At 41.4% G+C, this 13,440-nt stretch carries 8 protein-coding genes; all 8 read left to right on the top strand.

What is annotated here, in order from left to right; translation table 11 throughout:
• Window positions 1-48: 48 nt before the first annotated feature.
• The 8 genes from ABN099_RS02130 (at window position 49) to fbaB (ending at window position 13,408) form a co-directional block, all read left to right on the top strand.
• Entirely contained in the window at window positions 49-1,290 is a 1,242-nt protein-coding gene (locus ABN099_RS02130) for an MdtA/MuxA family multidrug efflux RND transporter periplasmic adaptor subunit (RefSeq protein ID WP_349462059.1), read from the top strand.
• A complete protein-coding gene (locus ABN099_RS02135; RefSeq protein WP_349462060.1) occupies window positions 1,290-4,421 on the top strand; it encodes an MdtB/MuxB family multidrug efflux RND transporter permease subunit in 3,132 nt (1,043 codons plus the stop codon). The genes ABN099_RS02130 and ABN099_RS02135 overlap by 1 nt, the downstream gene beginning before the upstream one ends.
• On the top strand, window positions 4,418-7,501 hold the full coding sequence (gene mdtC, locus ABN099_RS02140; protein ID WP_349462061.1) for a multidrug efflux RND transporter permease subunit MdtC: 3,084 nt from the start codon (window positions 4,418-4,420) through the stop codon (window positions 7,499-7,501). The genes ABN099_RS02135 and mdtC overlap by 4 nt, the downstream gene beginning before the upstream one ends.
• Window positions 7,498-8,874 carry a two-component system sensor histidine kinase BaeS gene (gene baeS / locus ABN099_RS02145; RefSeq protein ID WP_349462062.1) on the top strand — a complete coding sequence of 459 codons (1,377 nt, stop codon included), beginning with the start codon at window positions 7,498-7,500 and terminating at the stop codon, window positions 8,872-8,874. The genes mdtC and baeS overlap by 4 nt, the downstream gene beginning before the upstream one ends.
• Window positions 8,875-8,882: 8 nt before the next feature.
• Window positions 8,883-9,590 (top strand): two-component system response regulator BaeR, encoded by a 708-nt coding sequence (gene baeR, locus ABN099_RS02150; RefSeq protein WP_349462063.1) that lies wholly within the window; start codon window positions 8,883-8,885, stop codon window positions 9,588-9,590.
• Between the two features lie 119 nt (window positions 9,591-9,709).
• On the top strand, window positions 9,710-11,089 hold the full coding sequence (yegQ, locus tag ABN099_RS02155; RefSeq protein ID WP_349462064.1) for a tRNA 5-hydroxyuridine modification protein YegQ: 1,380 nt from the start codon (window positions 9,710-9,712) through the stop codon (window positions 11,087-11,089).
• Window positions 11,090-11,415: 326 nt separating this feature from the next.
• Complete coding sequence (gene yegS, locus ABN099_RS02160; protein ID WP_349462065.1) at window positions 11,416-12,309, top strand: lipid kinase YegS; 894 nt, start codon at window positions 11,416-11,418, stop codon at window positions 12,307-12,309.
• Window positions 12,310-12,358: 49 nt separating this feature from the next.
• Complete coding sequence (gene fbaB, locus ABN099_RS02165) at window positions 12,359-13,408, top strand: class I fructose-bisphosphate aldolase (protein ID WP_349462066.1); 1,050 nt, start codon at window positions 12,359-12,361, stop codon at window positions 13,406-13,408.
• Window positions 13,409-13,440 lie beyond the last annotated feature (32 nt).

Raw genomic sequence — 13,440 nt, forward strand, 5'->3', positions numbered from 1 at the left:
AATTTCACTATTCCTGATTAGCCTGTTGCCAGTGGGATCACAAAAGCAATGAATAAAAACAAAAACGCTAAAAAAAGACTTTCTCTTATTATCGCACTCATCGTTATCGCTGCTGGTGCTGCCGCTTATTGGCAATTTAATAGTTCAAAAACAGCCAAACCTGATGCTAAAGGTGCTCAAGCACAAACATCAACTCAAACTAATCGTGGAACCTCTGGCTCTCGACGTCCACCGTTGCCACCAGTACAAGTTGCCACATCTGTTCAAGAAGATGTGCCACAGTTTTTATCTGCATTAGGTACAGTGCGTGCAACAAATAGTGTTACGGTCACCAGTCGTGTTGAAGGTCAATTAATGGCATTGCACTTCACAGAAGGACAACAGGTTAAACAAGGTGATTTACTTGCAGAAATTGACTCACGCCCTTTTGAGGTGCAATTAGCACAAGCCAAAGGACAGTTAGCAAAAGATCAAGCAACGTTAGCAAATGCGCGTCTTGATTTAGCGCGTTATCAGAAATTAGCAAAAACAAATTTAGTTTCACAACAAGAACTAGATAACCAAGTTGCTTTAGTTAAACAGTCTGAAGCAAGCCTTCGTATTGATGAGGCAACAATTAGTAATGCACAACTACAATTAACCTACAGCAAAATTACCGCACCGATTTCGGGTCGAGTGGGTTTAAAACAGGTCGATGTAGGCAACTATATTTCTGGTGGTTCATCAACACCTATTGTGGTTATCAATCAAATGGATCCTGTTGATGTACTCTTTACATTGCCAGAACAAGAACTAAATCGTGTTATTCAAGCACGTAAAACCAATGCCGAGCTCTCTGTTACCGCATTTGATCGCAATAATCAGTATGAATTAGCACAAGGAAAACTATTTAGTGTTGATAATCAAATTGATGCCGCCACAGGTACAATCAAACTAAAAGCACGCTTTCCTCAGCAAGAAAATACGCTATTTCCAAATCAATTTGTCAATATCCGTCTTTACGTTAAAACATTAGAAAAAGCGGTTGTTATTCCTAATGCGGCACTGCAAATGGGGAATGAAGGACACTTTGTCTGGGCTGTTGATGAGGAAAACAAAGTCAGCAAACTCCGTGTTGAAGTCGCGTTGCAAAATGCTGAGAAAGTGGTTATTGCATCGGGTTTATCAGCCAATCAGCGCGTGGTAACCGATGGCGTTGATAGATTAACCCAAGGTGCAAAAGTGGATATCGTCACCCCTGCGGCACCAAAAAGTAAAGAAAACAACCGTGTTGTAGCGGAGAAAGCGTAATGACCGAAAAAACACACGGTACTGGTGGCGGTCCTTCTCGCCTATTTATTTTACGTCCTGTAGCAACCACGCTATTTATGATTGCTATTTTATTAGCAGGTATTGTGGGTTATCGAATGCTACCTGTTTCGGCATTACCTGAAGTCGATTATCCCACTATTCAGGTGGTGACGCTCTATCCTGGCGCAAGCCCTGATGTAATGACATCCGCGGTAACCGCACCGTTAGAACGTCAATTTGGGCAGATGTCAGGGCTAAAACAGATGTCATCCCAAAGTTCTGGTGGTGCTTCTGTTATTACATTAATGTTTCAACTTACCTTGCCTTTAGATGTTGCCGAGCAAGAGGTGCAAGCAGCAATTAATGCAGCAACTAATCTATTACCATCAGATTTACCCTATCCACCAATTTACAGCAAAGTAAACCCAGCAGATCCCCCCATTTTAACGTTAGCGGTTACCAGTTCAACACTGCCAATGACACAACTGCAAGATATGGTTGAAACCCGTATTTCGCAAAAAATCTCACAAGTAAATGGTGTGGGTTTAGTCTCTCTTGCAGGCGGTCAGCGCCCTGCAGTAAGAGTTAAACTGAATGCACAAGCAGCGGCTTCTTATGGCTTAGATAGCGAAACTGTCCGTGTGGCAATTAACAATGCAAACGTCAATTCAGCTAAGGGTAGTCTTGATGGTCCCACTCGTTCTGTCACGTTATCTGCTAACGACCAGATGAAAACGGTAGAGGATTATCGCCAATTAATTGTTACCTATAAAAATGGCGCGCCTATTCGTTTATCAGATATCGCAACCATTGAACAAGCCGCTGAAAATAACCAATTAGGTGCGTGGGCAAATAATGATCAAGCGATTATTATTAATGTGCAACGGCAACCGGGTGTTAACGTTATTGATACCACGGATAATATTCGTCATTTATTACCTGATTTAATTTCTAACTTACCTAAATCCGTTAATGTTGAGATTTTAACCGATAGAACCACGACCATTCGCGCTTCTGTTAACGATGTGCAATTCGAATTAGGCTTAGCGATTGCGTTAGTTGTGATGGTTATCTATCTCTTCTTACGCAATGGTGTTGCTACATTAATTCCTAGCATTGCGGTCCCTCTCTCATTAGTGGGCACCTTTGCTGTGATGTATTTTTGTGGTTTTTCCGTTAATAACCTCACCTTAATGGCACTGACCATTGCCACTGGTTTTGTTGTTGATGATGCCATTGTGGTCATTGAAAATATCTCTCGTTATCTTGAACAAGGTGATAAGCCCCTTACTGCAGCACTTAAAGGAGCGGGAGAAATTGGCTTTACCATTATTTCACTCACGTTTTCATTAATTGCTGTACTGATCCCGCTTCTTTTTATGGGGGATATCGTTGGTCGGTTATTTAGAGAGTTCGCCATCACCTTGGCTGTTGCCATATTAATTTCGGCGGTTGTCTCTTTAACATTAACGCCAATGATGTGTGCTCGCTTGTTAAAACCTGAAAGTGAAATTAAGCACAATCGTTTTGAAATTGCGTGTGAACGCTTCTTTGAAAAAATGATTGCGGTTTATGCTGTTTGGTTAAAACGTGTATTAAATCACCAATGGATAACCTTGGGTGTCGCACTAAGTACATTAGTATTAACCGTATTGCTGTATATGTTTATCCCAAAAGGCTTTTTCCCATTACAAGATAACGGCTTATTGCAAGGTACTATTGAAACTTCGCAATCAATCTCTTATCAAGCAATGGTTGATAAACAACAACAGGTTGTCGATAAACTGATTGATGATCCAGCTATCGATAATATCGCCAGCTTTGTCGGGATTGATGGCAATAACGCCACCCTCAATACTGGGCGATTACAAATTACGCTAAAGCCACTTAATCAGCGTGATGATCGTATTGATGTGATTATTCCGCGTTTACAAGCACGCATTGCTGATATTTCAGGAATGACGCTCTATCTCCAGCCTACACAAGATTTAACCATTGATACGCAAGTCTCTCGTACTCAATATCAATTTACGTTGCAAGCGACCTCATTAGAAGAGTTAGCCCAATGGGTTCCCAAACTTTCTCAAGCTCTTAAACAACGTACTGAGTTAACGGATATTAGTAGTGACTGGCAAGATGGCGGCATGATGGCGTATATCAAAGTTGATAGAGACTCAGCGAGCCGCTTAGGTATATCAATGAGTGCGATTGATAACGCTCTTTACAATGCATTTGGTCAACGTCTTATCTCAACAATTTATACTCAAGCTAATCAATATCGCGTTGTACTAGAACAAGATATTCGTGGGGGTGATGGCATTCAGGCATTATCTGCGATCCACTTAACGGGCAAAGAGGGTGCAATGGTGCCGTTATTATCGATTGCATCGGTAGAACAGCGCTTGGCGCCGCTTTCTATTAATCACCTAGAGCAATTTCCTGCAACGACATTCTCTTTTAATGTCGCTGAAAAATATTCTCTTGAAGAAGCGGTCAATGCCGTTAAGCAAGCGGAAGAGCAAATTGCGATGCCAAAAGATATCACCACGCAATTCCAAGGTGCGACACTGGCATTTGAGAGTGCACTTTCAAGCACGTTATGGCTCATTATTGCGGCAATTGTGGCGATGTATATCGTTTTAGGTGTGCTGTATGAAAGCTTTATTCATCCAATCACTATTTTATCAACCTTACCAACCGCGGGTGTGGGTGCATTACTTGCCCTTATTGCCGCAGGCAATGAGCTCGATATTATCGCGATAATCGGCATTATTTTGCTTATTGGTATTGTGAAAAAGAACGCCATTATGATGATAGACTTCGCGCTTGCAGCAGAGCGCGAGCAAGGCTTACCGCCTTATGAAGCAATCTATCAAGCGTGTTTACTACGTTTTCGCCCAATATTAATGACAACAATGGCGGCACTGCTAGGTGCATTACCATTAATGCTAAGTACTGGTGTGGGTGCAGAGTTACGTCAACCATTAGGCGTCTGTATGGTGGGTGGCTTGATAATGAGCCAGATCCTAACGCTGTTTACAACGCCAGTTATTTACTTATTGTTTGATAAGTTATCTATTTATTTCAATCGCAATAAACACGTTGAACACGATAACGGGGCTGTATCATGAAGTTCTTCGCCCTCTTCATTCAACGACCCGTCGCCACAACGTTACTCAGTTTAGCTATCTCACTTTGTGGTGCATTAGGCTTTATGCTGTTACCTGTGGCTCCTTTGCCACAGGTAGATTATCCCGTTATTAATATTTATGCCTCATTGCCCGGTGCATCACCCGAAACCATGGCATCTTCAGTTGCAACGCCGCTAGAGCGCTCTTTAGGGCGCATTGCGGGCATTGATGAGATGACATCAAGCAGCGCATTAGGTAGCACCAGCATTACATTGGTGTTTGATTTAAATAAAGATATCAATACTGCGGCTCGTGATGTACAAGCCGCATTAAACGCATCACAAAGCCTATTACCTTCAGGTATGCCAAGTCGTCCGCGTTATTACAAATCAAACCCATCAGATGCACCGATTATGATTTTAACGCTCACATCTGAAACACAAAATGCGGGTGAAATGTATGACTTAGCATCAACACGACTGGCACAAAAAATCTCACAAATTGAGGGTGTGAGTGAAGTCTCTGTCGGTGGAGGCTCCTTACCCGCGGTACGTGTTGCACTTAATCCTGATGCGCTTTTTAATCAGAGTGTCAGCCTTGATGATGTCAGAAAAGCCATTAGCCAAGCGAATGTGCGACGACCTCAAGGTTTTGTGAATGATGATGAAAGCCGTTGGCAAATTCAAACTAATGATGAACTAAGTAAAGCCGCTGACTATCGACCTATTATTGTTCATTACAATCAAGATGCTGCGGTACGTTTAAGCGATATCGCAGAGGTGACAGATTCAGTTCAAAACTCACGTGCTGCGGGGATGAGTGGCGGTGAACCTGCTATTTTGCTGGTTATTCGTCGTGAAGCGGGTGCCAATATTATTGAAACGGTAAACCGTATTCGCGCAGAATTACCGGAATTACGCGAGCTTATTCCTGCCAGTGTTGATTTAAAAGTAGCACAAGATAGAACACCCACCATACGAGCGTCTTTAGCTGAAGTTGAACGTGCATTAGCGATTGCCGTTGCCTTAGTTATTCTTGTGGTATTTCTATTTTTACGCTCGGGTCGAGCCACGCTGATCCCTGCCGTTGCTGTACCAGTTTCATTAATTGGTACTTTTTCGGCAATGTATTTATGTGGTTTTAGCCTAAATAACCTTTCATTGATGGCGCTAACCGTTGCTACAGGTTTTGTGGTAGATGATGCCATTGTGGTGCTAGAAAATATCTCTCGGCATATTGAAAACGGGTTAAAACCGAAACAAGCGGCACTAAAAGGGGTTGGCGAAGTCGGTTTTACTGTGCTTTCAATGAGCATTTCATTAGTTGCTGTATTTATTCCTTTATTACTAATGGAAGGGTTAGTTGGTCGACTATTTAAAGAGTTTGCCATCACCTTAACCACCGCTATCGCGATATCGTTGTTTGTCTCTTTAACGTTAACGCCCATGATGTGTGCGCATTTGCTCAAAGGCGTAAAACCTAAAGCACAGGCGCACTTACGCGGATTTGGTAAGTTACTTTTCCGGCTCCAGCAAGGTTACAGCGTCACATTGCAAGCGGCATTGCGCCATCGGCGCTGGGTTATGGCTATTTTTCTCGCAACGTTAGGCTTAAATGTCTATTTATATATTAGCGTTCCTAAGGCTTTCTTTCCTGATCAAGACACCGGTCGTTTAATGGGATTTGTGCGTGCCGATCAGAGTATTTCATTCCAATCAATGAAAGAAAAAATGGCGCGCTTTATGCAAGAAATTAATGCTGATAAAGATGTTGATAGCGTCACTGGCTTTACGGGAGGAGGACGAATTAATAGTGGATTTATGTTTATCTCCCTTAACCCATTATCAGAACGTACTGACAGTGCCAATCAAGTAATTAATCGCCTACGTACTAAATTAGCCGATGAACCCGGTGCAAACCTGTTTTTAATGCCAGTGCAAGATGTACGAGCGGGCGGACGGCAAGCTAATTCTAGCTATCAATTTACTTTACTGGCTGATGACCTAGGCGAATTACGTAAATGGGAGCCTATTGTACGTAAAGCCCTTGGTGAATTACCTGAGTTAATCGATGTGAACTCAGACAAAGAAGATAAAGGTGCTGAAATGGCACTCACTTATGACCGCGATACCATGTCGCAATTAGGTATTAACGTAAGTGATGCCAATAACCTGCTTAATAATGCTTTTGGTCAGCGACAAATTTCCACCATTTATGCCCCTTTAAACCAATATAAAGTGGTAATGGAAGTCTCGGAACAGTATACCCAAGATGTCTCTGCATTAGATAAAATGTATGTTATCAATTCTCAAGGTGATCGTATTCCACTCTCTGCATTTGCAAGCTGGTCTCCAGCTAATGCGCCATTAAGTGTTAATCACCAAGGATTATCAGCAGCATCAACCATTGCGTTTAATATTCCTGATGGTTATACCTTATCTGATGCGATTAGTTCGATTGAGCGCACCATGACAGAACTAAGTGTGCCCAATACAGTACGTGGTACTTTTGCGGGTACAGCTCAAATATTCCAAGAAACGATTAAATCACAGCTAATACTGATTTTAGCGGCAATAGTGACGGTCTATTTGGTTCTCGGTATTTTGTATGAAAGCTATATTCACCCGCTGACTATTTTATCAACACTGCCTTCAGCGGGCGTTGGCGCGCTATTAGCATTACGACTTTTTGATACGCCTTTTAGCTTAATTGCACTTATTGGCATTATGCTGTTGATTGGTATTGTAAAGAAAAACGCCATTATTATGGTCGACTTTGCCATTACGGCTCAACGAGAAGGTAAACTGTCGGCAAAAGAGGCGATCATTCAAGCCAGTTTACTGCGTTTTCGCCCTATTATTATGACAACGTTAGCGGCACTTTTTGGCGCATTACCGTTAATGCTTGGCAGTGGTGATGGCGCTGAATTAAGACAACCTTTAGGTATTACAATCGTCGGTGGTTTATTGATGAGCCAACTACTAACGCTATATACCACACCCGTTATTTATCTGTTTTTTGATGGACTTCGTGAACGCTGGCAACAACGTCGTATCAGCAAGAAAGAGGCAAATGCATGAAATTAAGAAGCAAGCTGTTTCTGGTTATTTTTGCAACCTGCATGGTCGTGGTACTTGCCATGCATATTGGTATTCGCGGTAGTTTCCAGCAAGGATTTATTGGTTATATCAAGAAAAACAGTGAACAGCGTGCCACTCTTTTAGCTGAAGCATTAACTGATCAATATACCTTAACGGGTGATTGGCGGTTTCTAAATAAAGATGATCGTTCTCTTTATCAAATATTACGTAGCATCGACCAAATAAGCCAAAGTGGTGAAGGTCCGCCGCCGCGCGGTTGGCGTACACAATTTTGGATTGTCGATAAAAACATGCAACGCTTATTTGGTCATGATAATCAATTTCCAGCAGAAACGTTTAAAAAACCAATCACTTATCATGATGAAATTGTGGGTTGGGTCGTTGTGAGTGCCGCAGATAAAATTAGCAATGAAGCGGATATCAGCTTTGATAAACAGCAATTACTTACCAGTTGGATTATTGCTGGCGCAACAGTTTTATTTGCTCTATTAATCACATTGATCCTTTCTCGCAGCATGATACGCCCAGTAAAACGCTTAGTGGATGCAACACATAAACTTGCTGCTGGCGATTTTGCTGTTCGTGTTACCCCAACCAATAAAGATGAAATAAGCCAACTTGCGATCGACTTTAATCAACTCGCGAGTACTTTAGAAAAAAATGAGCAAATTCGGCGTGATTATATGGCTGATATCTCACATGAATTACGCACACCGCTCTCTATTTTAAAAGGCGAACTTGAAGCACTGCAAGATGGCGTAAGAAAACCCACCGCAGAAACGATTAGCTCATTACTGTTTGAAGTTACCAATCTCACCAAACTCGTCAATGATTTACATCAGCTCTCGTTATCTGATAGAGGCTCACTGGCTTATCGCAAAGATTTTATCGATATTAATGAGGTGATTTTACTTGCTGCGGCATCTTATCGTCATGCTTATCAAAGTAAAGATATTACCCTTTCACCTCAATTAGACGATATTTCACCTATTATTGTACAAGCAGATCCTGATAGGCTTATCCAGCTATTTCATAATTTGTTAGAGAATAGTTTGCGCTATACCTATTCTGGTGGACAATTACAGATAACCACGCGAAAAGAGCATGATCGGGTTTTTATTTCATGGGAAGATAGCACCCCCGGCTTAGACGAGACACAATATCGCGCTGTTTTTCAGCGTTTTTATCGAGCTGAAAGCTCGCGCAACCGAGCAAGCGGGGGTTCTGGTTTAGGTCTTGCTATTTGTGAAAATATTGTTGAAGCTCATAATGGTAAAATTAGCGCCATGCCTTCTTCTTTGGGTGGCATGAAAATTCTCGTCGAATTTCCAGCATATTCTGATGACACTTGAGTAAATGGATGACAATCACCGAAAAAACCTATTGTGTATTAATCGTAGAAGATGAACCTAAGCTTGCCCAATTGCTGATTGATTATCTGCAAGCCTCTGGTTATCAAACACATTGGCTTGCCGATGGCGCCGAAGTCAGTGAATATGTAAAACAGCAACACTATGATTTAGTGCTGCTCGATTTAATGTTACCTGTAAAAGATGGCATCACGGTTTGTAAAGAGTTACGCCAGTTTTCTGATATTCCCATTATTATGGTGACGGCAAAAACAGAAGAAGTCGATCGACTTCTAGGGTTAGAAATTGGTGCTGATGACTATATTTGTAAACCCTATAGTCCGAGAGAAGTCGTTGCCCGAGTTAAAACCTTATTACGCCGTTATTATCGACCTCAAGATATTGTTCAAACCAATAAATTAGTGGTTATTGATGAACAGGCGTATCAAATTCAGTACAACAATAAAATCTTAGATCTCACCACGGCTGAATTTCGCTTACTCAAAGCATTAGCAACACAACCGGGTAAAATACTCTCTCGTGATCAGTTAATGGATCACCTTTATGATGACTACCGAATCGTCACAGATAGAACCATTGATAGCCATATTAAAAATTTACGCCGTAAACTTGAGCAGTTAAATGCACAAATTGAGTTTATTCGTTCAATTTATGGTCAAGGTTACCGCTGGGAGATGCAAGCTTATCGCTTTAGGTAATCTTTTTTACACAATACATTGAACCTCACCATAGTTAAGCGCTAGAATCCTCCCCTTTATGATATACCCTTACCTTTTGTGTAGGGGACTGACTTGAAATCAGAACCAGGAAATTAAACATGTTTACACCCGAATTGCTCTCTCCTGCTGGCTCATTAAAAAATATGCGCTATGCATTTGCTTATGGCGCTGACGCCGTTTACGCAGGTCAACCTCGTTATAGCTTACGTGTACGTAATAACGAATTTAACCATGAGAACCTTGCTAAAGGTATTCAAGAAGCCCACGAATTAGGTAAGCGCTTCTATGTTGTGGTTAATATCGCACCTCATAACGCAAAACTAAAAACCTTTATCCGCGATTTAAAGCCCGTTATCGATATGGGTCCTGATGCACTGATTATGTCCGATCCCGGTTTAATCATGATGGTACGTGAAGCTTTCCCTGAAATGGATATTCACCTTTCAGTACAAGCGAATGCCGTTAACTGGGCGACCGTTAAATTTTGGCGTCAAATGGGACTGACTCGCGTTATTCTTTCTCGTGAACTTTCTATTGATGAAATTGCAGAAATTCGCAAACAAGTCCCAGAGATGGAACTTGAGGTTTTTGTTCACGGTGCGCTATGTATGGCATATTCTGGTCGTTGCCTGTTATCTGGCTATATCAACAAACGTGATCCTAATCAGGGAACTTGCACCAACGCTTGTCGCTGGGAATATAAAGTTGAAGAAGGTAAAGAAGACGATGTGGGTAATATCGTTGAAAAATACCAACCTATCCCAGTCAAAAATGTTGAACCAACCTTAGGTGTTGGCGCACCAACCGATAAAGTTTACTTAATCGAAGAAGCGAAACGCCCAGGTGAATATATGACCGCGTTTGAAGATGAACACGGTACCTATATCATGAACTCCAAAGATTTACGTGCTATCGAACACGTTGAACAACTGACCCAAATGGGTGTGCATTCACTAAAAATCGAAGGTCGTACTAAATCTTTCTATTATTGTGCGCGTACTGCTCAGATGTATCGCCGTGCGATTGATGATGCTGTCGCAGGTAAACCTTTCGACCCAACGCTGCTAACCACACTAGAAGGCTTAGCACACCGCGGTTATACCGAAGGTTTCTTACGTCGCCATACCCATGACGCTTACCAAACTTATGAATACGGTTATTCCGTTTCAGACACTCAACAATTTGTTGGTGAATTTACCGGTAAGCGTGTTGACGGTTTAGCCGAAGTGGATGTCAAAAATAAATTTATCTTGGGTGATAGCCTAGAATTAATGACACCAACAGGAAATATTCAATTTACCTTAGCTGAGTTATTTAATAAAAAACTACAGCCAACTGATGTTGCACCAGGTAATGGTCACATGGTTTATTTATCTGTTCCTGATGATGTTGATTTAAACTTTGCACTACTGATCCGCAATCTAGAGGGGACAACAACACGTCAACCTCACAAGATTGATGCGGTAGAAGTGAAGTAAAACGTCATAATCTGATTTAAAGTGGTCAATTTCAAATACAGATCACATCAATAGTTATTTGTTTACCGTATCATCTGTTGCGAAAAATAAAGAACTAGAATGAATACAGTAAGACTAGGAACCACCTCCTTGGCAAATCCAATCTCCCTTGGATTTGCCTTTTCTTTTTCTATCCCCTCTAGTTTTTCCTGTTCTCCTTTTCCATTTCACTTAAGTTTTAACACTCTTATTTAACAACGCTATTTATTCCTTTTTTGTAAAAAAATGGTAATTATCTCGATATCTATTACTGTTAATGGAGTGGTTTAATTTAAGGAGTGATGCTAATGAATCAAATCAGCTTGCTGATTATTAATGGAAAAAGTTCAGGTAATACCACGCTTCGCGATGCGGTTTATCAACTCCGCAAAGAAGGTTTCAACATTCAAGTCAGAGTGACATGGGAAGCGAGTGATATTACGCGTTTTGTACAAGAAGCCCTTGATATTCAAGCTAAAACGGTTATTGCCGCAGGAGGAGATGGCACGATTAATAGTGTGGTCTCGGCGCTTATTCGATTATCGCCCTCATCACCGCCCATTTTAGGCATTATTCCATTAGGTACAGCCAATGATTTCGCCACCAGCGCATTTATTCCACAAGAGATGGAAAATGCACTCAATTTGGCGATTAAAGGACGTGCAGTGCCTATTGATGTTATTAATGTGAATAAGACTCACTATTTTATTAATATGGCGTCAGGTGGATTTGGCACCAAAATTACCACTGAAACCCCTGAAACATTAAAATCCTCATTAGGCGGTGTTGCCTATTTTCTCCATGGTCTATTACGTATCGATACCCTTAAAGCAGATCCTTGCACTATTGATGCCGAAAATTTTCATTGGAAAGGTGAAGCGTTGGTTTTAGGTATTGGGAATGGTCGTCAAGCGGGGGGTGGACAACAGCTTTGCCCCGATGCATTAATTAACGATAACAAACTTAATATCACCATTGTAGAAGCTAACGAACTTCTGCCTTCGTTGTTAACAAGTCTGTTTGATCGCAAAAAGAACGACAAAATTATTGAGCTCGAAAGTCGTTGGGTAAACATTAGTGCCACTCATGAAATGGTATTTAATTTAGATGGTGAACCCCTTTTAGGCGATAAATTTGCATTTATTGTGTTACCTGAAGCGATCCACTGCCGCTTACCGCCTCAATGTGACTTGTTATCTTAATGTATATAAATGACAATCACTTTCATCTAATCGTGAACTGGAGTAAGTAATGACTGATATAGTAAGTTTGTTAGGTGCTGATGCTAACTCATTATTGGAACACCGTTGCCAAACCATCCCAAGTGATAATCTCTACCTGCCAGGTTCAGACTTTGTTGATCGCGTAATGATTGATAATAACCGTCCTAATACGGTATTACGTTCAATGCAAACATTGCTTAATCATGGGCGTCTCGCAGGTACAGGTTATTTATCCATTTTACCGGTGGATCAGGGTGTTGAGCACTCTGCTGCTGCATCATTTGCTGCTAACCCACTCTATTTTGATCCCAAAAATATTGTTGAATTAGCCATAGAAGCCGGTTGTAACTGTGTTGCCTCAACTTATGGTGTTCTTGCTTCTGTTTCTCGCCGCTATGCACACAAAATTCCTTTTCTGGTAAAACTTAATCACAACGAAACTTTAAGCTACCCCGCGCAATATGACCAAACACTGTATGCCAGCGTTGATCAAGCCTTTGAAATGGGTGCCGTTGCTGTTGGTGCCACTATTTACTTTGGTTCACAAGAGAGTCGTCGCCAAATTGAAGAGATTTCAATGGCATTTGAACGTGCTCATGAACTGGGCATGGTGACTGTATTGTGGGCTTACTTACGTAACCCCGCATTTAAGAAAGATGGCGTAGATTATCACGCAAGTGCAGATTTAACGGGTCAAGCCAACCATTTAGCCGCAACCATTGGTGCTGATATTGTTAAGCAGAAAATGGCTGAAAATAACGGTGGTTTTAAAGCGGTAGGTTTTGGTCATACCGATGAGCGTGTTTACACTAAACTCACCACAGAAAATCCAATTGATTTAGTACGTTACCAATTAGCTAACTGCTATATGGGTCGCGCTGGCTTAATTAACTCTGGTGGTGCATCAGGTAAAAATGACCTTGAAGATGCAGTACGTACCGCCGTTATCAATAAACGTGCTGGCGGTATGGGCTTAATTTTAGGCCGTAAAGCATTTAAAAAATCAATGAAAGACGGTGTTGCGCTGATTAACGCGGTACAAGATGTGTATCTCAATAAATCGGTGACTATTGCGTAAAAACGTTATTCAGTAGCCAAATTGAAAGCCAC

It is taken from the genome of Proteus hauseri (assembly GCF_040139125.1).
GTDB classification, from domain to species: Bacteria; Pseudomonadota; Gammaproteobacteria; order Enterobacterales; family Enterobacteriaceae; genus Proteus; species Proteus hauseri_B.